The sequence below is a fragment of the Pseudoxanthomonas sp. YR558 genome (assembly GCF_900116385.1).
Lineage (GTDB): Bacteria > Pseudomonadota > Gammaproteobacteria > Xanthomonadales > Xanthomonadaceae > Pseudoxanthomonas_A.
On sequence record NZ_FPCI01000001.1, the window covers coordinates 2,131,535 to 2,155,741 of the forward strand.

General features: G+C 67.8%; 22 protein-coding genes and 1 pseudogene. 9 read left to right on the forward strand and 14 right to left on the reverse strand.

Translation table 11 applies throughout. From position 1 onward, the window contains the following. Window positions 1-448: 448 nt before the first annotated feature. A complete protein-coding gene (locus BM365_RS09950; protein WP_093488766.1) occupies window positions 449-1,291 on the reverse strand; it encodes an endonuclease/exonuclease/phosphatase family protein in 843 nt (280 codons plus the stop codon). 88 nt (window positions 1,292-1,379) lie between these two features. On the opposite strand from BM365_RS09950, the gene BM365_RS09955 reads away from it, so the two are divergent. Genes BM365_RS09955 through BM365_RS09965 form a run of 3 tightly spaced genes read left to right on the forward strand, consistent with a single transcriptional unit; the run spans window position 1,380 to window position 2,976 of the window. After that, window positions 1,380-2,204, forward strand: a complete 825-nt coding sequence (locus tag BM365_RS09955) for a hypothetical protein (RefSeq protein ID WP_093488768.1) — start codon at window positions 1,380-1,382, stop codon at window positions 2,202-2,204. Then, window positions 2,201-2,590, forward strand: a complete 390-nt coding sequence (locus BM365_RS09960; protein ID WP_093488770.1) for a hypothetical protein — start codon at window positions 2,201-2,203, stop codon at window positions 2,588-2,590. The genes BM365_RS09955 and BM365_RS09960 overlap by 4 nt, the downstream gene beginning before the upstream one ends. A gap of 2 nt (window positions 2,591-2,592) precedes the next feature. Beyond that, window positions 2,593-2,976, forward strand: coding sequence for a hypothetical protein (locus tag BM365_RS09965; protein WP_093488772.1), 384 nt, complete (start codon window positions 2,593-2,595; stop codon window positions 2,974-2,976). Window positions 2,977-2,983: 7 nt separating this feature from the next. Here BM365_RS09965 and ubiB read toward each other — a convergent pair whose 3' ends face one another. The 5 genes from ubiB to oleC form a co-directional block, all read right to left on the reverse strand. After that, the gene (gene ubiB, locus BM365_RS09970) at window positions 2,984-4,636 is read right to left on the reverse strand and encodes a ubiquinone biosynthesis regulatory protein kinase UbiB (protein WP_093488774.1); all 1,653 of its coding nucleotides are present in this window, start codon (window positions 4,634-4,636) and stop codon (window positions 2,984-2,986) included. Then, window positions 4,633-5,274, reverse strand: a complete 642-nt coding sequence (locus BM365_RS09975; protein ID WP_093488776.1) for a ubiquinone biosynthesis accessory factor UbiJ — start codon at window positions 5,272-5,274, stop codon at window positions 4,633-4,635. The genes ubiB and BM365_RS09975 overlap by 4 nt, the downstream gene beginning before the upstream one ends. Window positions 5,275-5,389: 115 nt before the next feature. Then, entirely contained in the window at window positions 5,390-5,548 is a 159-nt protein-coding gene (locus BM365_RS09980) for a DUF1328 domain-containing protein (RefSeq protein ID WP_093488778.1), read from the reverse strand. Window positions 5,549-5,702: 154 nt separating this feature from the next. After that, window positions 5,703-6,704 (reverse strand): 2-alkyl-3-oxoalkanoate reductase, encoded by a 1,002-nt coding sequence (oleD, locus tag BM365_RS09985; RefSeq protein WP_093488780.1) that lies wholly within the window; start codon window positions 6,702-6,704, stop codon window positions 5,703-5,705. Then, a complete protein-coding gene (gene oleC / locus BM365_RS09990; protein ID WP_093488782.1) occupies window positions 6,701-8,344 on the reverse strand; it encodes an olefin beta-lactone synthetase in 1,644 nt (547 codons plus the stop codon). The genes oleD and oleC overlap by 4 nt, the downstream gene beginning before the upstream one ends. 92 nt (window positions 8,345-8,436) lie before the next feature. Between oleC and BM365_RS09995 the strand changes: the two genes are divergently transcribed. Next, window positions 8,437-8,817 (forward strand): YkgJ family cysteine cluster protein, encoded by a 381-nt coding sequence (locus BM365_RS09995; protein WP_093488784.1) that lies wholly within the window; start codon window positions 8,437-8,439, stop codon window positions 8,815-8,817. Between the two features lie 8 nt (window positions 8,818-8,825). On the opposite strand, the gene BM365_RS10000 is transcribed toward BM365_RS09995, so the two are convergent. The 4 genes from BM365_RS10000 to BM365_RS10015 form a co-directional block, all read right to left on the reverse strand. Then, complete coding sequence (locus BM365_RS10000) at window positions 8,826-9,716, reverse strand: alpha/beta fold hydrolase (protein WP_093488786.1); 891 nt, start codon at window positions 9,714-9,716, stop codon at window positions 8,826-8,828. Window positions 9,717-9,783: 67 nt separating this feature from the next. Next, on the reverse strand, window positions 9,784-10,800 hold the full coding sequence (locus BM365_RS10005) for a 3-oxoacyl-ACP synthase III (protein WP_093488788.1): 1,017 nt from the start codon (window positions 10,798-10,800) through the stop codon (window positions 9,784-9,786). 124 nt (window positions 10,801-10,924) lie between these two features. Further along, window positions 10,925-11,242, reverse strand: coding sequence for a DUF4156 domain-containing protein (locus BM365_RS10010; RefSeq protein ID WP_093488790.1), 318 nt, complete (start codon window positions 11,240-11,242; stop codon window positions 10,925-10,927). A 104-nt stretch (window positions 11,243-11,346) separates the two neighbouring features. Then, window positions 11,347-14,211 carry a M16 family metallopeptidase gene (locus BM365_RS10015; protein WP_093488792.1) on the reverse strand — a complete coding sequence of 955 codons (2,865 nt, stop codon included), beginning with the start codon at window positions 14,209-14,211 and terminating at the stop codon, window positions 11,347-11,349. Between the two features lie 143 nt (window positions 14,212-14,354). Here BM365_RS10015 and BM365_RS10020 point away from each other — a divergent pair, with 143 nt between their 5' ends. From BM365_RS10020 to BM365_RS18005, 5 genes are all read left to right on the forward strand, one after another. Then, the gene (locus tag BM365_RS10020; protein WP_093488794.1) at window positions 14,355-15,059 is read left to right on the forward strand and encodes an SDR family oxidoreductase; all 705 of its coding nucleotides are present in this window, start codon (window positions 14,355-14,357) and stop codon (window positions 15,057-15,059) included. 400 nt (window positions 15,060-15,459) lie between these two features. Then, on the forward strand, window positions 15,460-15,837 hold the full coding sequence (locus BM365_RS10025) for a hypothetical protein (protein ID WP_093488796.1): 378 nt from the start codon (window positions 15,460-15,462) through the stop codon (window positions 15,835-15,837). Window positions 15,838-15,943: 106 nt separating this feature from the next. Further along, window positions 15,944-16,423 (forward strand): tRNA (uridine(34)/cytosine(34)/5-carboxymethylaminomethyluridine(34)-2'-O)-methyltransferase TrmL, encoded by a 480-nt coding sequence (trmL, locus tag BM365_RS10030; protein ID WP_093489643.1) that lies wholly within the window; start codon window positions 15,944-15,946, stop codon window positions 16,421-16,423. A gap of 19 nt (window positions 16,424-16,442) precedes the next feature. Further along, window positions 16,443-17,288, forward strand: a complete 846-nt coding sequence (locus BM365_RS10035) for a helix-turn-helix transcriptional regulator (RefSeq protein ID WP_093488798.1) — start codon at window positions 16,443-16,445, stop codon at window positions 17,286-17,288. A gap of 95 nt (window positions 17,289-17,383) precedes the next feature. Next, window positions 17,384-17,524 carry a hypothetical protein gene (locus BM365_RS18005; RefSeq protein WP_164490777.1) on the forward strand — a complete coding sequence of 47 codons (141 nt, stop codon included), beginning with the start codon at window positions 17,384-17,386 and terminating at the stop codon, window positions 17,522-17,524. Between the two features lie 15 nt (window positions 17,525-17,539). Here BM365_RS18005 and BM365_RS10040 read toward each other — a convergent pair whose 3' ends face one another. The 4 genes and pseudogenes from BM365_RS10040 to BM365_RS10050 form a co-directional block, all read right to left on the reverse strand. After that, entirely contained in the window at window positions 17,540-18,805 is a 1,266-nt protein-coding gene (locus tag BM365_RS10040) for an NAD(P)/FAD-dependent oxidoreductase (RefSeq protein WP_158253519.1), read from the reverse strand. Then, window positions 18,802-19,473 carry a M15 family metallopeptidase gene (locus BM365_RS18310; RefSeq protein ID WP_199186272.1) on the reverse strand — a complete coding sequence of 224 codons (672 nt, stop codon included), beginning with the start codon at window positions 19,471-19,473 and terminating at the stop codon, window positions 18,802-18,804. The genes BM365_RS10040 and BM365_RS18310 overlap by 4 nt, the downstream gene beginning before the upstream one ends. 12 nt (window positions 19,474-19,485) lie before the next feature. Further along, a pseudogene (locus BM365_RS18315) lies at window positions 19,486-21,135 on the reverse strand (serine hydrolase); the annotation flags it as partial. Window positions 21,136-21,145: 10 nt separating this feature from the next. Further along, a complete protein-coding gene (locus BM365_RS10050) occupies window positions 21,146-24,058 on the reverse strand; it encodes a TonB-dependent receptor plug domain-containing protein (RefSeq protein ID WP_093488804.1) in 2,913 nt (970 codons plus the stop codon). Between the last annotated feature and the right edge of the window lie 149 nt (window positions 24,059-24,207).

A 24,207-nucleotide genomic window follows, 5' to 3' on the forward strand; every position in this document is an offset into this window, starting at 1 on the left:
GTTCCCCTCTCCCCGCAAGCGGGGCGAAGGGAAAAGCCGTCATCGCGCGCCAGCACGTCGCGAAGGCCTGGCGAGCCTCTTCCGGCCCCACATTCAGCCTTGCACACCGGCCCCGGAGCCCGGCGATGGGGCCCGGGGCTCGATCGATCGGGCTCGGCACGCCGTCTGTCTCACATCGAGCTCCACGCGCGGAGCTCGGAATGTCATCGCTGGAGCTCGGGAGCTCGATCTCTCTCACATCGAGCTCCACCCACGAGGCTCGGAAAGCCATCGATGGCACTCGGAATGCGATGGGATGGCTTTCGGAATCCCATCGATGGTGCTCGGGAGCTCGATCTGTCTCACATTGAGCTCCATCGACGAAGCTCGGAAAGCCATCGATGGGATTCAGCGCTCCATCTGTCTCACATCGAACTTCGCCCGCGAGGTGTCGCGAGTCGGCGCAGGCTTACGGCAACCGCAGCGTCGCCACCAGCGGGAAGTGGTCCGACGGATAGCGGTGGTTCCAGCGCGTGGTCACCGAGGTGATCGACTCCAGCTGCACGCCACGGACGAAGATCCAGTCGATGCGGCGGTCCGGGGTGCCGGTGAACGCGTGGAACGTGGCGTCGCTGCCCTCGACGCGTGGCGCGGTGGTCCAGGCGTCCTGCAGCGTGCGGGCGAGCACGGCGTGCACCTCGGTGTCGGGCGCGGTGTTGAAGTCGCCGGTCAGCACGATCGGCACGCCGGCCGGCAAGGCGGCCAGGCGCTGTGCGATGGCCTGCACGCCCTTGATGCGCGCCGCTTCGTCCTGCTCGCGGTACGGCAGGTGGGTGTTGAACAGGTAGAAGCGCTTGCCGTCGCTGCGCTGTTCGAACAGCGCCCACGTCACCATGCGCGGATACAGATGGTTCCAGGTGATGCTGCCCGGCACGTCGGGCGTATCCGACAACCAGAAATCGCCGGATTCGATCACCTTCAGCCGGTCCTTCCGGTAGAACACGCCCATGTGCTCGCCGCCGCCATCGGCGTTGCGGCCGCGCCCGAACCACGCGTACGCCGGCAGTTCGCGCGCGAGGTAGTCGGCCTGCGACTTCACCAGTTCCTGCAGGCCGATCACGTCCGGCGTCTGCTCGCGCAGCATCGTCACCGCAAGCGGCTTACGCGTCTCCCAGTAATCCACGCCGTCGCTCTCGGCCGGCAATCGGATGTTGAAGCTCATGATGCGCAGCGGGGCGTCGGCGGCGAGGGCCGGCGCCCCGGCGATGCACGCCAGGATGGCGATCAGAAAGGAGCGCAGGAAGCGGTTCATGGCATTGCCTGGAGTCGACTCGCGCCAGTATAGGAACTGCGGTAACGTCGCGCTCAATCGGGGATTGGGGAGTTCCATCATGTTGGGGATGAAGCGCATCGCCGCCCGGGGTGCATGGTGGTTGGCCGCCTTCATGGCGGTGCCGTTCGCGCACGCGCAGGAGGACGCGCCGGCGGCGCTCGACGACGCACAGATCGCACAGACGCTCCTCGATGCGGAGGCGAAGGGTCGGGCGATCTACCTGCACGACCAAGCCGCTGCCGTTGCGACGGATGCCGTGATGAAGCTCAAGGCCTTCCGGCAGGACGGCAAGCGCGGACAGCTGGCCGGCTGGATCACGGAGCAGCGCGATGAAGGGATCGTGGTGACGTTCCTGAGCAGCGAGTCGATCCCGCGCGCGAGATACCGTGCCACCGTGGCGAGCGATGGCCGCGTCGCCGGCGAGGTAGTAGCCCTGGAGGAGCCCGAAGCATTGTCGTCGTACGAACTGGGCGCTGCACGAGCGCGGGCCACCGCTGCCGCAGCGAAGTTCGAGCCATGTTCGAAGACTTACAACACCGTGGTGCTACGCGACGACCGCGAGAGCGGAGGATGGACCGCATACTGGCTACCTGGAACCACGAAGCAGGGCATCGTGCCGATCGGTGGCAGCCATCGTATGGACCTGGATGCGACGGGCGAGAAGATCGTCAGCCAGCGCGGCTTCACTCGCACCTGCATCGCACTCGACAACCCGCGCGACGCTGTCGGCTTGGTGATTTCCCACCTGCTGGACCCCGTACCGACGGAGATTCACGTGTTCTGGAGCCTGTGGGCGGGCAAATCGATGTACGTGGCCACCTCCGACGGCACCTGGAAGATCCAGGACGGCGCGGTGACACTCCTCGAACGTCGCAAGAAGGAAGCGCGATGACGAAGGCGGCATGCCTGCTGGCGTTCTGCGCCTGCCTGCTGCCGCCTGTGGCCGCGGCGTCGGTACCCGCCCCGCCGCCACCGACTTCCCGCGAGGACACGACGATCGCCTGCGCCATCGTACGCTTGAAGCCCTTCGTCGGCCCCTACGGCATTCGGCAGCAGTGGCCGGTCGCGAAGGCGCTGCCGCAAGGCCGCGAGCATGCGCTGGGCACACTGCTGTCCGATACCGGCGCGGTGGCTGACGGCTACCAGCAGTTCCTGCATGTCGACGTGCAGGTGAACGCGGTCTACATCGTTGAACAAGGTGGCTTCGCCGGGACGCGCAAAGTATTCGGGCCGCTGCCGCTGCCGCGCTGCACGACGGCGCCGTTGGGCAGGCCGTAACCATGTCGACAAGCGTGAAGATCGCGCTGCGCAGCTTCCTTGCGCTGGCGCTCGCCATCATCGCGGTCCCCTTGGTCAATCTGGCCGGCGGCGAACTGGCGGCGTTGTGGGGTCTGCCGCGCGGCGGCGATGCGCGATTGGGTTACGACCTGCTGTGGGTGTTCCTGGCCGGTGTCGCCGGCAGCGCGCTGATGGTCGGCGTGGCGGCCGTGGCGAAGACGGCGCACGCGTGGGTGTTGTTCGCGCTGTACCTGGCGCTGGACCTGTATGTAACGGTGATGGCGTGGGACGACTTCCCGCGCTGGTTCACCCTTGCCTGCCTGCTGACGCTGCCGCTGCAGGTGTGGCTGGGCTGGTGGCTGGCGTGGGGACGGCGGCGCGCCTGATCGCGCGTCAGCGCCGCGGCCACGCCGCCAGCAGTGCCCACAGGCCGCCGATACCGGCGATCCAGGCCGCAGCCGGTACCGAGAAGATGCTCGGGCCACCCGCTTCCAGGCCGTACAGCACGGCCGCCACGATCAGCAGGCCCACGCCGAGGATGGCGGCGACCACGCGGCGCTGCATGCCCTTCATCGTCAGCGCGAGATCGGTGAGGTCCTTCGAGCGCAACGACAATTCGTGGCGGCCGTCCACCTGCTGGCTCAGCCATGCGTGCACCAGGCGCGGCATGTCCGGCGCGTGGGTCATGATTTCGGGCAGGCGCTTGCGGAACTCCTGCGCGGCGCGCTGCGGGCTGTAGCGCTCCAGCAGGATGCGCTCCAGCACCGGCTTGGCGACGGCCCAGATGTCGATCTGCGGGTCCAGCTGGCGGCCGACGCCTTCGATATTGAGCAGCGTCTTCTGCAGCAGGATCAGCTGCGGCTGCAGGGTGAGCTCGTAGCGCTGCGCGGTGCGGAACAGCTTGGCCAGCACCTCGGCCAGCGAGATCTCGCTGAGCGGACGGGTGAAGTACGGCTCGCACACCGCGCGCGCCGCCGCTTCCAGTTCGTCGATGCGGATGTACGACGGCATCCAGCCCGCCTGCACGTGCAGTTCGGCGATGCGGCGGTAGTCGCGGTTGAAGATCGCCATGAAATTCTCGGCGAGCCAGAACTGGTCGTCGCGCGAGAGCTGGCCCATGATCCCGAAATCCAGCGCGATGAAGCGCGGGTCTTTCTTGCGTTCCGGATCCACCCAGATGTTGCCGGCATGCGCATCGGCGTGGAAGAAGTTGTCGCGGAACACCTGCTGGTAGAACACGCGCACGCCCTTGGCGGCGAGTGCCTTGCGGTCGATGCCGGCGGCATCCAGCGCGGCGATGTCGTCGGACGGAATGCCGCGCACGCGTTCCATCGTCATCGCGCGTTCGGCGGTGTGCGACCAGATCACTTCCGGCACGTACAGGTCGGGCGAGTCGGCCCAGTTGCGGCGCAGCAGGCTGGCATTGCCGGCCTCGCGCTGCAGGTCGAGTTCGGCGGCCAGCGTGTTCTCGATCTCGGCGACGACTTCGCGCGGGCGGATCTTGTCGGCGGCGGGGTGCGCGCGCTCGACGATGGCGGCGATGCTTTCCAGCAGCGCGATGTCGCCGGCGATCTGCTTGCGGATGTCGGGCCGCAGCACCTTCACCACCACCTCGCGACCGCCGGGCAGGATGGCCGCGTGCACCTGCGCGATGGAGGCGGACGCCAGCGGCGTGGTGTCGAACTGCTCGAACGCCTCGTGGATCGGCTGGCCGAGTTCCTCTTCCACCAACCGGCGCGCGATCTCGCCGTCGAACGGCGCGACGCGGTCCTGCAGCAGAGTCAGTTCTTCGGCAATGTCGGGCGGGATCAGGTCGCGGCGCGTGGACAGGATCTGACCGAACTTGACGAAGATCGGCCCGAGTTCCTGCAGCGCCAGGCGCAGGCGCGCGCCGCGCGGTTGCGCCGCGATCTGGGCCGAGGCACGCGGCACGAACGGGCGCGCGAGCCGCAGCCAGCGCTCGACCGGCGTGCCTTCCAGCAGGTCGTCGAGGCGATAGCGGAGCAGGACGCGTCCGATGCGGCTGGCCCGCAACACCGACTTCATGCGCGGTGCTCCACGCGTGCGGCGAGTCGGCCGATGCGCACGGCGAGGCGTTCGACGTCGTCGCGCACGGCATCGACATCGTCGTGGAAGGCGTTGAGTTCGGCACGGCCGACGACGTCGCGCGATTCCTCGGTGACGTATTCGGCGGCGCTCTCGGCAAAGTTGCCGGCGACGATCCGCGCCTGTTGCAGGCCGGCGCGCACAGTGTTGGCGACCTGCACGCCGATCACATCGCCGAACACGCGGGTGAACGGCAGCGACCAGTCGGGATCGAAACGAGTGGCGAGCGTCTGCAGGCGGCGGGCGAGATCGGCGTCGCCGGACACATGCAGCTTGCCCACCGGCGCGGCATCGTCTCGGCGGAAGAACGGGAGCTGGGACAGCAGGCCGCCGAGCGTGCTGCGCACGGCGAGGTCGGCATCGAGCACTTCGCTCGCGGGGCCCACCTGCAACTGGCCACCGCCGACGATGATGTCCATCGCCAGCGCCGGTGCATCGATGCGCAGCTGGATGCGACGGCCTTCCAGCGGCAACAGCGCCGCCTGGGTATCCGGATCCAGCGTGAGGGCGTGGTTGAGCGCGGTTTCCAGCGCGCGGCCGGCGAGCGGCTTCAGGGCATCGAACGGGGACAGGTCCATGCCGTCATTCTAGCGGCAAGGCCTTGCGCCCCGCCCGTCCGCAGGCCGGCTTCCTGCCGGACCGGACGGGCGCGGCGGCATCCTGCCGCCCCGGCGGAGAGAGACGGTGATGGCGTCAGACGCGCTTGCCGCGCAGCATCGAGACGACGGCCAGGATCAGGAACACGACGAACAGCACCCACGCGATGTTGGTGGCGGCGCCGGCGATGCCACTGAAACCCAGCACGGCCGCGATGATCGCGACGATGAAGAAGATGACGGCGTAATGCAGCATGGGGAACTCCTGTTGGCATGCGGCCAGGAAGGCCGGTGGTGGGGCCATGCTGGAATGCCGGGAGTCATCGCCGCGTGAGCGTTGAGCGCACGCAGACGGCCACGCTTAAGCGTCGTGATCCATGCGTGAAGGGGCGCCGCCGAAGCGCGGCGCGTCAGACCGGATGGTCGCGCAACCAGGCCTGCAGGCGCGCGAAACCTTCTTCCATCGACACGCGCGGCACGTAGCCGAAGTCGCGGCGCGCGGGCGCCATGTCGTACCAGTGCGCGGTGGCGAGTTGTTCGGCGAGGAAGCGCGTCATCGGCGGTTCGCCCTTCAGCGGCAGCACCGTCCACAGGGTTTCGCACACCGCGCCCACGCGGTAAGCGGCCTTGAACGACAGGTGCTTGTCCACGCGCGGCGCGCCGGCCGTTTCCAGCAGCGCGTTGAGCAGCTTGCGCATCGGCCAGGGCTCGCCGTTGGAGATGAAGTACGCCTTGCCTGCGCAGGCGGCGCCCTGCGCGAGATGGTCGAAGGCATCGAAGTGCGCCTGCGCGGCGTTGTCGATGTAGGTGGTGTCGACGTGGTTCTCGCCGCTGCCGACGATGCGCAGCCGGCCGGTGCGCGCACGCGATACCAGGCGCGGCAGGATCTGGTGGTCGCCTGGGCCCCAGATCAGGCGCGGGCGCAGCGCGACCGTCGCCAGCGAAGCCTCGTTGGCGGCGAGCACGGCTTTCTCGGCGATCGTCTTGGTGGTCGCGTACGGCGCCTTGAAGCCTTCGCCGTAGGGCACGTCGGCGGCGGTGCCGCCTTCGACCGGATGCGTGGCGCGGTGGGTCACGCTGGGCGTGGAGGTATAGACCAGCCGGCCGATGCCGTGCGCGCGGCAGGCATCGAGCACATTTTGCGTGCCGACCACGTTGGCGTCGTGGTAGCTGCGGTAGCTGCCCCACGCACCGGCCTTGGCGGCGTTGTGGAAGATCGCATCGACGCCATCGGCGGCATGCCGCACCGCGTGCGCATCGGCGAGATCGCCCTGCACCTGGCCCACGCCGAGTTCGCGCAATGCCGGGTAGTAGCCGCGATTGAGGCTGATGACCTCGTGCCCGCGCTCGACCAGGCCACGGCACAGCGCCTGACCGAGGAATCCACCGCCGCCGGTGACGAGGATCTTCATGCGTGTTGCTCCTGTTGCGTGGCGGCCCACACGGCCAGCGTCTCGCGGCCGATCTTGGCGTTGTGGCGGATGTCGACGGGAAAGCCCGGGTGCGGCAGGAACACGCCGATGCGTGCGGTCTGCGGAAGGCGTGCGCCGATCTCGCGCAGTTCGGCTTCGATGCGCACGCGATCGGCGACCACGCCGGGCATCAGCTCGTAGCACAGCACCGGCCGCTGCCGGCCGGTCTCGCCCACGCCGACCAGCGCGGTGCGGCGGACCTGTGGATGCGTGTTGAATACGGGCTCGACCTGCTCGGTGTAGAGCGGACCGTCGGCGGTTTCCACGCGCTGCGTCTTGCGCCCGCAGAACCACAGTCGGCCTTCGCCATCGAACCAGCCCACGTCGCCCATGCGATGCACGATGCGCTCGCCACCGTCGGGCAGCGCTTCGCGGATCTTGGCGATGCGCGTGGCGGCATCGCGGCGGAAATAGGTATCGGTGGCGGTGGGGCCGGCGACAGTGATCTCGCCGACCTCGCCATCGGGCACGACGTCGACGTCGCGCCAGTCGGCGATCGGCGCATCGACGATGCGGATGATGCGGACCTCGTTCGGCGGCACGGCGCGGCCGACGCAGGTGCCGGCACCGGCTTCGGTCGCCGCGCGCGTGGATTCCAGCTCGCGGCCTTCGATGACGGCAACGGGCAGGCACTCGGTCGCGCCGTACGGCGTCCAGAACTGCGCATCCTCGGGAAGCAGCGTGCGGATCTTCGCCACGGTATCGGGCGGCACCGGCGCACCCGCGGACGTCACGCGCTGCACGGTGGGCAGCGGTGCGCCGTGGTCGGCGAGCACCTTCATCAACGCCGGCGAGCCGAACAGCTGGGTGACGCCGAAGCGCGCGATGGCCACGTGCAGCTTGTTCGGGTCGGCACTCGCGGGCCGGGTGGGATCCATGTCGGGGATCACCGAGGTCAGCCCCAGCGCAGGATCGAACAGCGCGAACGGCGGGAAGGTCGGCAGGTCCACGCCGCCGGGCTGCATGCCGAACGCATTGCGGAGCAGTTCGATCTGGGCGACGAAATGGCGATGACGATAGACCACGCCCTTCGGCACGCCGGTGGAGCCGCTGGTGAACAGGATGCCGGCGACGTCATCGGGCGAGGTATCCGCGAGTTGCGGGCCCGCGCCGCTGCCGCGCGCTTCGATCTTCGCCAGCGTGGTGCCGCCCCAGGCCCAGCGCGTGCCGACGGTGACGATCTTCTTCGCCGACCTCGCCCAGCCCAGCACCCGGCGCGCGACTTGGGCCAGCGGGATGCCGATGAAGGCCTCGGGCTCGGCTTCGTCCAGGCATTGCTTCAGCGCGCGGCGGTCGATGCCCGGGTCCACCAGCACCGGCACGGCGCCGGCCTTGAACAGCGCGAACATCAGCAGGAAGAACTCCGGCGTGGGCCGCACCATCACCACCGTGCGGCTGCCGCGGCCGATGCCGTACGCGCCCAGGCCGGCGGCGATGGCGTCGCTGCGGGCATCGAGCTGCGCGTAGGTGAGCTCGCGGGTGTAGCGGCCGGCGCCATCGGGGCAGCGCATGGCCACGCGGTCGGGCTGCTCGCGGGCCAGCCGGGGCAGGCTGGCGGCGATGTTGCACGGATCGGTCATGCGGGCATTGTCGCCGCTGGGCGGTACTTGCGTCAGCCCGCGGCGTTGGCAGAATGCGCGTCCCGCCCGCGTCCTGACGCCAGCCCACGCCGATGCACCCCTGCCTGACCTGCGGCGCCTGCTGCGCCCACTTCCGCGTGAGCTTCCACTGGAGCGAGGCGGACCCCGACCAGGGCGGCGTGGTGCCGATCGAACTGACCGAGCCGCTGCGCGTGCACGAGCGGGTGATGCGCGGCACCTCGCAGAAGGAGCCGCGTTGCGTGGCGCTGGACGCCGACATCGGCCGCTACAGCCGCTGCACGATCCACGACCGGCGCCCGTCGGTCTGCGCGCTGGTGCCGGCCTCGCTGGAATTCGGCGAGCGCAGCGCGCAATGCGATAAGGCGCGGCTGGCGCATGGCTTGCCGCTGCTCGAGGCAGCGGACTGGACGGGCGTGGTGGACGCCGAGAAGAACCCGCTGCCGGCGCTCTGATGCGCCGCTCACTCGAGCGGGTGGCGGTCCAGGAAGTCGCGGATCAGCGGCACCAGAATCTCGTGCTTGTCTTCCAGCACGTAGTGGCCAGCGTCTTCGTACGCGTGCACTTCCGCGTTCGGCAACGCGGCGCGGAAACCGTCGAGAAAGTGTTTGTCGAACACGAAGTCCTTCAAGCCCCAGCCCAGGAATGCGGGCCGGTCGGCGAACGACGGCAGCGCCTTGCCGGCGGCGTCCAGCAGCGGCCACGCCTTGTCCTTCGGACCGAGCGGGATGTCCTGCATGAAGCGGATCGTGGAGATCCGGTTGGCCCAGGTGTCGTACGGCGACACGTAGGCGCGACGCACGTCGGCGGGCATGCGGCGTTCGACGCCGATCCATGACGCGCCGGCCGAGAAGGCGTTGAAGCCGCGGATGATCCACTCGCCGATCTTCCAGTTGCGGCCGAGCCCGATCTGCCACGGCATCGCCTTCGCGGCGGGCATCGGGAACGCGGCGGTGTTGGTGACCACCAGGCGCTTCACCTGCGCGGCGTGCGAGAGCGCCCAGCCAAAACCGATCATGCCGCCCCAATCGTGCACGGCCAGCGTCACCGGGCCGGTGATGCCGAGGTGGCGCAGCAGCGCGGCGACATCGTCCACGCGCGACTGCAGGGTGTAGTCGTAGCGGCTGTCGTCGGGCTTGTCCGACAGGCCCATGCCGATGTGGTCGGGCACGATGCAGCGGTACTTATCCGACAGCCCTGCCACCAGCGTGCGCCAGTAGTAGCTCCACGACGGATTGCCGTGCAGCATCACCACCACCTCGCCGTCGCGCGGGCCTTCGTCGAGGTAGTTCATCGACAGGCCCGGGCGGACCTCGAAACGCTGCGGATGGGAGGGATAGCCGGGAAGGTTCATCGTGCGTCGCCGCCGTCAAAGAAAAGGGCCGGCGAACCGGCCCCCTGGATACGAAGTGCGGCCGGGATCACCAGACCACTTCGGCCATCGTGCAGTTCAGGCCCGAGCCGATGCCGAGCAGGGCGATGCGGTCGCCCTTCTTCAGCTTGCCCAGTTCCTTCAGCTTGCTCAGCACGATCGGCACGGAGGCCGGACCGATGTTGCCGTGCTCGGTGAAGATGGTCATGACCTTCTGCGGATCGATGCCGAAGGACTTGATGAAAGCCTGCGTGTGCGGGCGGCTGACCTGGTGGATGACGAACTGATCCAGTTCGTCGACTGCCCAACCCAGCGCGACCTTGGCGGCGGCGAAGGTCTTGTTGGCCAGCTTCATGCCTTCGATCAGCAGCATGCGGGTGTCGGTGACCATGCGGTCGAGGTTGCCGCGGCAGAGCTTGTTCCACTCGGTCGCCGAGCGGGTCACGCCACCCTTGTAGCGCGGGGCGTCCGGCACGAGCGCGGCGCGCGCCATGACCATGGCGACGGCGCCGCAGCCGAGGGTCAGCGCGGCCAGCTCGTCGCGGAACTGCTGTTCGGTGATGTCGGGCGCGTTGAGGCGCTCGATGGTCTTCTCATAGACCAGGTTGGCGGTCTCGCCGTCGACGACCAGCGCGTAGTCGATCTCGTCGCGCTCGAGCATCCGGGCGGCGATGTCCATGCCGTTGATGAAGGCCAGGCAGGCATTGGCGACGTCGAAGGTCTGGCAATGCTCGGCCACGCCCAGGTTGCCGCAGACGATGCTGGCGGTGGACGGCTCCAGATAGTCGCGGCTGACGGAGGTGTTGACCACCAGGCCGACCTTGTCGGCGGTGATGCCGGCGTCGAGCAGGGCCTTGCGCGCGGCCATGGTGGCGGCGTCGGAGGCCTGGGTGTCGGCGTCCCACAAACGGCGGGCGTGCACGCCGGCGATGTCGTTGAGGACGTCCGTCTTGATGCCCAGGCGGTCGAGCGTGGGCTGCAGGCGGGCGTTGATCTCGTCCGACGTCAGCGTGTGGGGCGCATCGATATGCGCCAGTCCCGCGATGGAGACATTCTTGAAGAGCATCGAGGTTAGCGCCAAGGCTCAGGCGGAAGGGGCCGACAAGGGTACTTGCTTCCCGTCTTCACCGCACCTTTACACGCCCGGTCGCACCCCGGCACGCCCCCTCAAGTGTGACTCAGTTCACACTTTATCGGCCGCACCGATAGGCGGCAAAGCGCTGCTCGCCATTGGCGGGGTCGCCGAGCGGCTGCAGGGTATCGGCCTGCAGGCCAGGGCCTTCGTTGCGGGCCAGGGTTTCCAGTTCGTCGCGCACCCGCAGGTTGTTGCGGTCGTAGAAGGCCACGCTGTCCTTCACCGAAACCGACACTTCGCCGCGCTTCTCGCAGCCCGCGGGTGCCGCACCGCCGGGAATGACCCGGACGTTCTTCGCGGACGGCGCCAGGTGCACCCAGGTGCAGGCGGACAACAGCACGGTGGAAGCCACGGCAAGCAGGGCGAGACGCATCGGGGTCACCTTGGAATGTGAGTCGTGGCCATTCTGGCCGACGCCGGATGAATCGATCCGGGCCGACCGCCGTCCCCCGGTGAGGGACGGCGGCAGGGCCTGTCTTACTTCTTGGTGTTGCCGTCGGCGTCGAGCTCGACCGCTTCGCCCAACTGCAGCGCGCGCACCGAGGCACCGACCTTGGACAGGTCGCCCACGACCACCCAGGTCAGCGCGGCCGGCGACAGCGTAGTCGCGGCCTTGGCCACGTCGGCGGCGCCGATGGCCTCGTTGCGGGCCTTGTACTGGACGATGTAATCGTCCGGGCGGCCGTAGCGCTGGTTGGAGGCGATCTGGCTGAGCACGGCGGAGGCGGTCTCGTACGCACCGGGCAGTTCCAGCGTGTTGGCCGCGCGGATCTTGGCGATCTCGTCCGGCTTGGCCGGCACCTGGCCGGTGGCGAACTGGCTGATCTCCTTCTGCAGTTCCTTCATCGAATCGGCCGTGCGATCGCTCTGCACCGCCGCGCTCGCCCACCATGGGCGCTGGCCCAGCGTGTTGCGGGCGCCGCTGTAGGAACCGTAGGCCCAGTGCTTGTCCTCGCGCAGGTTCATGTTGAGGCGCGAGCTGAACTGGCCGCCGAGCACGCCGTTGGCGAAGTCGAAGTCGATCGTGCCGGCATCGCCGGTGGGCGGCACCAACTGCGCGGCATAGACGTTCGACTGGATCGCACCCGGCTGGTCGATCAGGAACACGCGCGGCTTGGCGGCGTTGGCGACCTTCGGCACGGCGGCCAGCTTGGGGGCGTTCGGCGCGGCCTTCCAGTTGCCGAGGCGGGCTTCCAGCAACGGCACGATCTGCGCCAGCGTGGTGTCGCCAACGATGGTGATGCGGGCCTGGTCCGGCTGCAGCCAGTCGCGGTGGAAGGCGACCAGGTCATCGCGGGTCAGCGAAGCGATCGAAGCTTCGGTGCCCGACCCGGTGAACGGGATCGCGTACGGGTGACCGGCGCCGTACAGCAGCGGCGGCAGCGTGCGCAGCGCGGCGGTCTGGGGGCGGGCCTTCTCCTGCTTGATGCCGGCGATCCAGGTGGCGCGCACGCGCTCGATCTCGCCCGCGTCGAAGGTCGGACGACGCAGCACGTCGGCCAGCAGGTCCAGCGAGGGTTCCAGCTTCTCGGTCAGCGCGGACAGGCCGACCGAGGCCGAATCCAGGCCACCGCCGGTGCTGAGTTCGGCGCCCAGGGCTTCCTTGCGCGCAGCGAAGGCCAGCGCGCTGTAGTCGCCCGCGCCCTCGTCCATCATCTGCAGCGCGAAGCTCGCGGTGCCCAGCTTCTTGCCGACGTCGGCAGCGTAACCACCGGGGAATTCGACGTTGAGCTGCACCACCGGCGTCTCATGGCGCTCGGCCAGCACCACCTGCATGCCGTTGGACAGCGTGGCGCGCTGCACGGCGGGGAACTTCAGGTCGGGGAAGGTCGTCGTCTTCGGCACGCCGGTGCTGCGGTCGACGTCGGTCTTCACCGTCTTGAACTTCGGGTCGACCTTCGGCGTGGCGGCCGGCGTGGTGGCCGGTGCGGCGAACACGGTTTCCGGCAGCGACGAGGCCGGTGTTTCGCTCGGCTGCACGAGGATGGTGTGCGACGCGCCCGTCAGCCACTTCTTGGCGGCGGCCTGCACGTCGGCCGCGGTCGCGTTGGCGAGGATGTCGAGTTCTTCCTGGTAGCAGTCCGGCTTGCCCTGGTAGACGGCGCACGACGCGAGCACGTCGGACTTGCCGCCGAAGCCGCCGATGCGCTCGATGCCGCGCACGAACGACGCACGGCCGGCGACCTTCGCGCGCTCCAGTTCGTCGGCGGTCGGGCCGCTGGCGATCAGGCGCTTCAGCTCCTCGTCCAGCGCCTTCTCCACCTTCGCCGGATCCACGCCTTCCTTCACCGTCGAGACGAGGAAGAAGGTACCGCTGATTTCGCTGCTCCACTGGTAGGCGCTGGCCTGGTCGGCGATCTTCTCGCCGTGCACCAGGCGGGTGTCGAAGCGCGACGCCGCGCTACCGCCCAGCACCTGGGCGAACAGGTCCAGCAGCGCCGCGTCCTTCGAGCCCATCTCGGCCACGGCCCAGCCGCGGTACAGGCGCACCTGCGGCACGCGGTCCGGAATGGTTTCGCGCGTGTCCTTGGCGTGGGTGGGAATGTTGGCCTTCATGTCGGCCAGCGTGGCGCTGGCGGGAATGTCGCCGAAGTAGCGCGTGACCTTCTGCTTGGCGGTGGCCACGTCGATGTCGCCGGCCAGCACCAGCACGGCGTTGTTCGGGCCGTACCAGCTGCGGAACCAGGTCTTCACGTCGTCCAGGGTGGCGGCGTCCAGGTCGGCCATCGAGCCGATGGTCTGCCAGCTGTAGGGATGGCCGGCCGGGTACAGGGCCTCGAACATGCGCGCCATGATGCGGCGGCCGTAAGGCTGGTTCTCGCCCTGGCGCTTCTCGTTCTGGACCACACCACGCTGTTCGTCCAGGCCCTTCTGGTCGATCGCGCCGAGCAGGTGGCCCATGCGGTCCGATTCCATCCACAGCGCCATGTCGAGCGCGGTGGTGGGCACGTTCTGGAAGTAGTTGGTGCGGTCCTGGTTGGTGGTGCCGTTCTGGTCGGTGGCGCCGACCAGCTCGAACGGGGTGAAGAACTCACCGGGCTGGTTCTCGCTGCCCTGGAACATCAGGTGCTCGAACAGGTGGGCGAAGCCGGTGCGGCCCGGGGTCTCGTTCTTGCTGCCCACGTGGTACCAGACGTTCACCGCCACGATCGGCGCCTTGCGATCGGTGTGCACGATCACGCGCAGGCCGTTGGGCAGAGTGAACTCCTCGTAGGGAATGACGATGTCCGCACCGGCGGCCGGCTTCGCGTACGTCGGTGCCGGCGCGTAGGCCAGCCCTCCGAGGGCGGCGGACAGGGCGACGGCAAGCAGGGCGGCGCGGGGCCGGCGGGAAACGCGCATCGGACACTCCTTAGTAATACTGAATGGGCAGCAGAACCCGCGATGCTAACCGCCGCTCCGGCTCATTACACTAGGCCACAAGCCATGACGGATGGCCTATGCGGCCTGCGCCGACGGCTCGTTCCGTCCACCCGGGAGGTGCCATGGACCGCAAGCACTGCCTCGTCACCGGCGCCAACCGCGGGTTGGGCCTGGAGCTCGTCCGCCAACTGCTGGGCCGGCACTGCCACGTCATCGCCACCTGCCGCCAGCCCGGCAAGGCCACCGCGCTGACTACCCTGGCCGGCGACCATCCCGGACGCCTGCACGTGTTGCCGCTGGACATCGCCGACCCGCGCAGCCGCGCCGCGCTGGTGCGCGAACTGCCGCTGGTGACCGACGAGGAACCCCTGCACCTGCTGGTCAACAACGCCGGCGTACTGCGGGGCGGCGAACGCTTCGGGCAGGTGGCGCCGGGCGATCTGGACGCCAGCTTTCACACCAACGCCGCCGGACCGTTCCTGCTGACCCAGGCCCTCGCGCCGCGGCTGGCCGAAGGCGGCGTGGTCGCCAACATCTCATCGGAAGTCGGCTCGATCGGCTTGCGCCAGGAGTTCCGCACGCCCAGCTATGCCATCGGCAAGGCGGCGCAGAACATGGCCACCTCACTGTTGTCGCAAGCATTCGCGGCCCAGGGGGTCGTGGTGGTGGCGCTGCATCCCGGCTGGGTGCGCACGGACATGGGCGGACAGAACGCCGCACTGTCCGTGCAGGAATCGGCGGCGGGCCTGCTGCATGTGATTGATCGACTTACGCCGGAGGACAGCGGCGGCTTCCTCGACTGGCAGGGCGAGCCCTTGCCCTGGTGAATCTGAACGCCAGCATCTGACATGCCGGGGAACTGCAACGGTTCCTAGCTAAACGGCATCACAACCAGCACACCCCAAGCTGACCGGCCTCCGACTGAAGCGGCGTGTTCGCAGTCACAACACACACCTCCCGGCGTCTCGTTCAAGCAGGACGGACACCCGGACGGACACGCACCTCGGACACCGGACAGCGAAGAAGCATCATTTAGTTCAATTGGATCAATAACTTGTAGTTGGCACGGTTCCTGCGATACCCATAACAAGATTTCCGCCGTTCCGAACCTAACCTGACTGAACCCTGAATCAAAGCACCGAAACGAAAGGTTTCGCTTGACCGTTCTGTCTAGGTGTACTACCTTACTACCACACCACCCAACAACATCACTACAGAGGCATGACAATGAACGCCAAGAACCTCCTCCCGCTGACCGCCGCCGTCGTCTTCGCGCTGTGCGCCGGCTCCATGGTCATCTCGGCCACCCACGCCGACAACAACCACAATGCCGCCCAGGCGAACACCATCGTCGACCTGCCGACCGTCACCGTGACGCCGGACGCCGCCGACCTGGCTCACTACAACACCTACAAGAACGCCAAGATCGTCGACCTGGCCGCCGTCACCGTGACGCCGGATGCGAGCGACCTGGCCTACTTCGTCGCCAGCCAGGCGGTGCGCGTGGTCGACATGCCGGTGGTCACCGTGCGTCCGTCGGCGGAAGACATGCAGCAGGTCGCTGCGCAGGCGGGTGTGCTGGCCAGCCAGCTGGCTTCGCGTTGATACGCAGGCAACACGTTCCAACCGCGTAACACGCAAGCCGGCTGCGGCCGGAGTTACACCGCACCACCGCCCGCGAGGCCATGCAGCGCCGCGTAGAATGCGCGCCATGACCGACGCCCTGGACCTCGACGTCCTGCTGTACCAGCCGGAAATTCCCCCGAATACCGGCAACGCCATCCGCCTCTGTGCGAACACCGGCGCGCGACTGCACCTGATTGAGCCCCTCGGGTTCACGTTGGAAGACAAGCAGCTCAAGCGCGCCGGTCTGGACTACCACGAATACGCCACGCTGCAGGTCCACGCGTCGCTCGACGCGGCCCTGCAGCGCATCCGTCCTTCGCGCCTGTTCGCCCTCAGCACGCGCAGCACCACGCGCTACGACCAGGTCGAGTACCGACCGGGCGATGCCTTCCTGTTCGGCCCGGAAACGCGCGGCCTGCCGCAGGACGTGCTGGACGGCCTGCCAGCGGAACACCGCTTGCGGTTGCCCATGCGACCGGACAACCGCAGCCTCAATCTTTCCAACACCGTCGCCGTGATGGTGTTCGAAGCCTGGCGCCAGGCGGGGTTCCCCGGCGGCGCGTGATTGCGCGTAGGCTGGTGCGATGGCCTCCCCGCTGCGCCCGCCCGCCGCTTCGCAGTTCGATGTCGTACGGCTGCTCGACACCGCGACCGTCTCGGTGCGCGACGTCCGCTGCCGTGGCGAATGCCGGCATCGCAGCAATGAGGAATGCATCGGCGCCACGCACCTGGTGTTCCCGTATCGCGGCACTTACCTGCGCCACGTCGGCCAAACCCAGGCCGTCGCCGACGCCAACCATGTGCTGCTCTTCAACGCCGGTGAGGGCTACCAGGTCAGTCATCCCGTGGAAGGCGGCGACGCCAACTTCGTCCTCCAGCTGGCCGACGCGCTGCTCGACGAACTCGCCCCGGCGCCGTTGCGGCGCAGGGGCGCGGAGGTCGCCTTCCGCCACCAGGCCCTGCGCATCGACGCGCGCACGCAGGCGCTGGTCGCACTGCTCGGCCATGCCTTGCGACGCGGCGCCTGCGAACCGCTCGAGGCCGAAGGCCTGGCGCTGACGCTGACCTCGCGAAGCCTCGGCACGCGCACCGCGCATGTGCCCGGCGCGACGCGCGGACGGCAGCGGCTGGTGGACCGGGCCAAGCTGCTGCTCGCCAGCGATCCCGGACGACGCTGGACACTGGCCGAGATCGCGGATGAGATCGGGGGTTCGCCGGTCTATCTCACCCAGGTGTTCCGCCAGGTCGAAGGGCTCCCGCTGTACCGCTACCAGCTGCAGTTGCGGCTGGCGCGCGCGCTGGACCTGCTCGCCACGGCCGAGGATGTCTCAGCGGTGGCGCACGACCTCGGCTTCTCCAGCCACAGCCATTTCGCCTCCGCGTTCCGCCAGGCGTACGGCCGCTCGCCAAGCACCTTTCGCGCTTCGTGAGTGCGCGCGAAACCGCTAAAGATTCCGACAGCGCCGCGCCGACCCGCATGGTCTCCTGTGGTTGCCCAAGCCCGGGCAGCCTTCTGGAGCGTGTCATGTCCGAACAAACCTGCGCCGCCTGCGATTACCCGCTGGACGGCAATGCGATCAAGGTGACCCTTGGCGGTCGCACCGTCGAAGTGTGTTGCGAGGAATGCGCGGAGAAACTGCGCGAAGCGAACGACGCCGCGGCCTGAGCCACGACGCCGTATTCAGCCGAAACGCGCAAGCGCGTACGGCGCAAGCGGAATCTCCGTCGCCTCACCCGCCATCAACCGATCAAGCAAACGGCCGGTCACCGGCCCCTGGGTCAGACCCAGGTGGCCGTGGCCGGTAGCGACGAAGATCTCTTCGCCTGGCACGCGATCGATGATCGGCAGCGAGTCCGGCGTGCAGGGCCGATTGCCGGCCCATTCGGACACCGGCTCGCCGGTGATGCCGGGGAACAGTTTGCGCGCTTCCGGATCGAGCCGGCGGATCAGGTGGTAGTGCGGATCGCGACCGAGCGCGGTCAGTTCCTTGATGCTGGTCATGCGGATGCCCGCCTGCATCGGCGACACCACCATGTAGCGCTCGGCCCACAGCGTGGGGCGACGCACGACGGATTCGGCCTGCGGATACATCAGGTGGTACCCACGCGCCGGGATCACCGGGATCTTCAGGCCGAACGGTTGCAGCAGCGCATTGCTCCACGCACCCGCGGCCACCACGACGCGACCCGCCTGCACCGGACCATGATCGGTATCGAGGTGGTAGCTACCGTCACGGCGCGCGATCGCCGATACGCTGGCCGTCAGCGGCACGGCGCCGCGTGCGCTCAGGTGGTTGAACAACCGTCGGCAGAAATCGCCCGGATCGCGCATCGCCAGCGACTCGCGCTGGAACACCGCACGCTGGAACCCTTCGCCGATGCCCGGCTCCAGCTCGCGCAACTGCGCGGCGTCGAGCACGTCGAACGCGACCCCGCGGTCGCGCATCAGCCCGCGCTCCCACTCGCCCTTCTCGAAGGTTTCCACGGCGCTGTACACATGCAGGTAGCCGGTGTGTGCGATCAGGTCCTGCGCCTGGATGCGTTCGCCCAGCTCGAGCCATGCGCTGCGCGAAGCGCGATTGATCGCGCTCAGCGCATCGATGATCGGCAGCACGTGCTGCAACCGTCCCTGCGCGAGGAACTGCAACAGCCAGCGCGCGTACGACGGGCTCACGCCCCAGTCCAGTTTCAGCGGCGCCAGCGGATTGGCCAGCATGCGCAGCGCCTTGACGACGATGCCCGGCGTCGACTGCGGCATCACGTTGCCGACCGAGATCGACCCCGCGTTGCCGAACGAGGTCTCGCCCGCCGGCCCCTTCGGATCGATCAGCATGCAGGACAGGCCGCGGTCGAGCAGGTGGTGCGCCGTCGACAGGCCGACGATGCCGCTGCCGATCACCGCGACATCGGTAGTGCGCGGCGGCCGGGAGGAAGAAGAGGAAGTCATCGGATCGGAACGTCGTACGCGGTCTGGGGGGAGGGTTCGGGCCGGAAGGTGAAGTGCCACCATTCCATCGGGTAATTATGGAACCCGTGGCGTGCCATGGTTTCCACCAGGCGCGCACGATTGGCTTTCTGCGTGGGCGACAGATCGGTGTGCGCGGTGTTCGCACGGGCATCGAAAAAGTCGAATGACGTGCCCATGTCGAGGTCGACGCAAGCGCCGCGCTCGCAGCGGGTGAGCGTGAGGTCCAACGTGGCGCCGCGGCTATGCCCGGAGGTTTCCGCGATGTAGCCGTCGAGCAGCTTCGCTTTCTCGACGTTCGGGTAGAACGCGGACTTGGTGCGCTGGTCGGAGGTATCGCGTGCCCAGGCCACGAAATGCTTCACCGACTGCACCGGCCGGTAGCAATCGAAGAGCTTCAGCGACAGGCCCTCGCGCTGCACGTCCGCCTGCACCTTCGCCAGCGCCTGCGCGACCGGTGCCAGCAACAGGCAGGTGTTGGCCTCGTAACCCGGCACGCGCGCGCCGGTGAAATTGGTCGTGCCCGCATAACGCATATCGAGCTGCACACCCCGTGCCAGCGATGCGACATCCACCAGCCCTGCCGTGGCCGCATCGGTGGCGCTCGATACCTCGACTTTCACGGCGGGCGCGGTGCCGCACGCGGCCACCCGGCTGAAGTCGAGGTCCTGATAGTCGTAGCTGAAGTCCGCGTCCGGATCGACATGCGACAGCGTCAACCGGTTCGTGCCGCCCGCCGCGTCGAAATGCAGCCAGGGCTCGGCATCGACGCTGTCGTCGTCCCAGTCCACCAGCCAACGCGCGCCCACCTGCATCACCGTGCCGGTCAGCATCGGTGAGCGCTCGGCACTGAAACGGACGCGATCTCCCTGCGCGCACATCGAGACATCGCCGAACCAGGCATCGCGGTAGCGCCCGGTCCACGCTGCCAGCACACCGATGGGCGCCGGTGTGCGGTGGCGGGTGTCGGGCTTCGGCTTGGCCGCGCGTTCGCCCGCGCGCTCCTCGTCCAGCAACGCGGCATAGTGCGCCACGCTGTGCTTCTGGTCCGGCAGCGTGATCTGCTTGGTCAGGACCTCGCCCAACGCGGTGCGAGCCGCTTCGCCTTCGCCGTTGATCAGGATCACGATGCCCGTGCGCTGATCAGGCAGCAGGATCACCGAGGAATACATGCCCGCCAGCGTGCCGGTGTGCGCCACCTTCCACACACCATCCACGTCCGACAGTCGCCAGCCGTAGCCGTAAGCCGATACGTGGCTGTTGTCCCAGGTGCGCATGCGCGCGCTCACCAGCATCGGCATGTGCGCGGTCCACACGGCCTTGCGCTGCGCCGACGAGAGCCAGGCCGGCGTGGCGTCGGGCGACAGCCACATGCCGACCCAGGTCAGCATGTCGTTGAGGCTGCAACGGATACCACCTGCGGCCATCGAGGTGATGTCCGGCACCACCTCACCATCTTCGCGGATCACGCGATTGCCGGCTTCCGTGCGCATGTGCGGCTGGGCCACGTTGCCGACCTGCACGCGGTTCCATTCGCCCACCTGGCAGCGGCGCATGCCCAACGGGGCGAACAGCTCGCGCTTCACCAACGTTTCGTAGGGCGCGCCGCCCGCCGCCGCGGCCACTTCGCCGGCCACCACGTACAGCAGATTGTCGTAAGCGTAGTTGGCGCGAAAGCTGTGCGTCGGCTTCAGGTGCTGCAGGCCGGCGATGATATCGGCGCGGGTGAAGCGGTTGGGCTCGGGCCACAGCATCAGGTCGCCCGCACCGAGGCCGAGGCCGCTGTTGTGGATCAGCAGGTCGCGCACCTGCATCTGCTGCGTGACCCAGGGATCGTGCATGCGGAACTGCGGCAGGTGCTTCGTGACGGGATCGTCCCAGTTGAGTCTGCCGGCATCGACCAGGCGCGCGAGTACGCCCGCCGTCATCGCCTTGCTGTTGGAGGCGATCTTGAACAAGGTATCGGCGTCGATTTTCTCGCCATCGCCCGCGACACGCTCGCCGGCCGTCCGCAGGTAGACCACCTGCCCGTCGCGCACCACGCCGACCGCGAGGCCGGGCAGCTGGTAGCGTTCGAAGGTGGCATCGAAGGCCGCGTCGCGCTCGCTGCGCAACGAGGCGGGTTCCGCGGCGTTGACCGTCGCGGCGACGGTGAGCATCGCGCATGCCAGCAGGGCGCGCCAACGCCGATGGGCGCGCGCCTTGGGAGTCGATTCAAACCATCGCACGCGTATTCCTTCCTGGCTCTGGCCAACGGGGTTTGCGATGCCCCTCGACGCGCACGGGCGGCATCGCCGCCCGTGCCATGACATCTTCACCCGCTCAGCGGAACTTGTATTCCATCAGCAGGCTGTAGGCGCGACCACGCGGATCGGCGATGCGGGTTTCCCATGCGGCGCCGGCGGCGAAGTCGTTCTGGTGGGCGGTGAACGGCGGATCTTCGTTGAACAGGTTCTTGACGCCGAACGTCAACTTCATCCGCTCGATGCCCGAGTACACCAAACTGTAGTTGTAGGTGGTGTAGTTGGAGACGCGCGGGTTCCAGTTCTCCGGGATGTAGGTGTTGTTGCGCACGCTCACCGGAAGTTCGTCGTTGTAGCCGTCACGGTAGATCTGGCTGAGGTTGTGCGACCAGTCGCCCTTCTGCCAGGTGAAGGTCAGCGTGTGCTTCCACTTGATCGGCAGGTTGTAGTAGCGGACGTAGTCGCCGACCAGGTTGTCCGTGTAGGGCAGCGTTTCCAGCGCCTTCGTTTTGAAGGTATTGATATAGCTGCCATTGAGGTTCAGGCGGAAGGTGCCGCCCGCGAGGTCGCCCATCACGTTGCCGTCGATCTCGATGCCGCGCATCAGGCTGCCGCCGGAGTTGATGTAGCGGCGATCGATAGCCACCACTTCGCCGCTGGGGTCGCGGATCCAGTTGGCCGCGAAGACGTCGTAGTACTGGATCAGGATGTCGCGGGGCGCGGAACGGATGGTGTTCTCGCGCTCGATCTCCCACCAGTCGACGCTGACGTTGAGCCAGTCCACCGGGGCGAGCACCACACCGAAACTCTTCTGCGTGGATTCTTCGGGCTTCAGGTCTTCCTTGCCGCCGAACAGCTCCACCGGGCGGATCGATTCGCAGCCGGCGACCGCCGGGTTGGCGATGCCACTCGGACACGTGGCGGGATCGGCGAGGTCCAAACCGGTGTACTGCGTCTCGGTCACGCCGTTGAACAGCTGGTTGAACGACGGCACCTTGAAGCCGGTGCTGTACGCGCCACGCAAAGCAGCGCCCTCGAAGGGCTCGAACTTGAACGATACCTTCGGGTTGGTCGTGCTGCCGAAACCGTCGTACTCGTCGTAGCGACCCGCCACGGTGATGTCCAGGTTGTCGAGCAACGGCAGATAGACTTCGGCGTACACCGCCTTGATGTCGCGGCTGACGTCATTGAGGATGTTGGATTCGTCGAACGGCGCATTGAAGATCGGGCGCTTGTCCACGCGCGAGTCGCCATCGAACTTGAATTCCTCGCGGCGCAGGTCGAAACCGGTGGCCGCAAGCACTTCACCGCCCGGCAGCGAGAATCCGAGGCTTCCCGAGAACGTCGCGTCCAGGGTGGTCAGGATCGATTCGCCGCCGTACAGCATGACGCCGGCGGCCGAGGCATCGTTGAGCGCGGACATGGCCGCCGCGGTCTGCTCCTGGCCAGGCATGAGGAACGGATTCAGCAGGCCGCTGCCCAGGACCGTGCGCAGCTGATCGGTGTAATGGAAGCCGCTGCCCAAGGTGGATTCGGACTTGCTGGAGGCACGCGACAGGCCGACGTTGTAATCCCACTTGCTGCCCAGCGAACCTTCGAACGCAGCGAGGAAGCGGTACGACTTGGTGGTCGTCTCGATCTGGCGCGGACCACAGGCGATGCAGCGCCAGCGGTAGGCGATCGGCGCACCGTAGTTGAGATTGCCCGCGCCGAAATAGGCCGCCAGCGAGTTGTAGATCATGTCGTACGTGGCTTGCGTGGTCGCATTGAGCGGATACCACGTGCTGGGGCCCAGCGCCGTGGTGGCCGTCGAGGTACTCGAGGAGATCTGGTTGGGCTCGAACGTCTTTTCCACGTCCACCTGCGATCCGACCAGCTCCACATAGGCCTGGTGGTTGTCGCTGATCTTGAAAGTGGCGCGGCCGATGAAGTCGACGCTCTCTTGCGGCTGCTGGATGATCGCGGCGGCCGGATAATCCCAGGCGCAGGCGTAGCGCGATGCCGCGCTGCTCCACAGGCGGTGGTCGTAGGGACCCATCATGTCGCCGCCGCTTGCGCACCCCGCGGCACCGGGAAGATCGAGGATGTTGATGGCGGTCTGGCGCAACGGGTTCGGGCTCGCCGGATCAGCCGGATCGATCTGGCCGTTGCGCAACAGGCTGCTGGCGCCCACACCGGTCGTGCCCAGGCTGAAGACGGTCGCGAAGGGTGTGCCGCGCGTATCCGGCGACAGGCCGCGGTCGGCCTGGAAGGTATTGGAGAAGTCGCGATCGGTGCCGCGCAGGATCTCGTTCTTCTTGTAGGTGACCGTTCCGAAGACGTTCCAGCGGTCGTTGTCGAGATCACCCCAGCCGCCCAGCAGGTTGGCGCGGAAGATATTGCCGCCGCCATCCTCGGTCACGTCGACGAAGGTCGACGCCTCAAGACCGGTGTAGTCGCTCTTGGTGATGAAGTTGATCACGCCGCCGATGGCGTCGGTGCCGTACACGGCCGAAGCGCCGTCGCGTAGCACTTCCACGCGGTCCAGCGCGGCGAAGGGAATGGAATTCAGGTCGACCGCGCGGCCCTTGAGGCCGTGCGTCGCGACGCGGCGACCGTTCAAGAGCACCAGCGTCGCGTCGGCGCCCTGGCCGCGCAGGTTGGCGCCGGACACACCATTGTTGCCGCGCTGCTCCTCGCTGACGATGCCGCCGTTGCTGGCGAGGTTGTCCGAGCTGTTGCCCGCGATATTGAGGAACATCAGCAGCTGTTCGGCGGACGAGATGCCGAGTTCGTCGATGCGCTCCTTCTGCAGCACCGTCACCGGCAACTGCGCTTCCACTTCAGTTCGCTTGATGCGCGAACCGGTCACGGTGACGGTATCGAGCGTGCGCGCGCTGCTTCCACTGGCGGGCGCCGATTCCTGCGCAAGGCTGACGCCCGGAATGGCCAAGCCGAGCACGATGGCGGCGGCGAGATGGCTCGGCTTGAGCGAGACGGAACGAGCGGGCATGCGGAATCTCCTGGATGAAAGAACGCGCCGATACGATGGGCTGCGTTGCGCGGCGCATGTCGCTGATCGGGAATTCCCCATGGCGGGGCTGCCTGTCCGGCCTGACCTCACCGCCGCGTCGCCTGTCCCCGGCGGCTGGATTTCCCCAT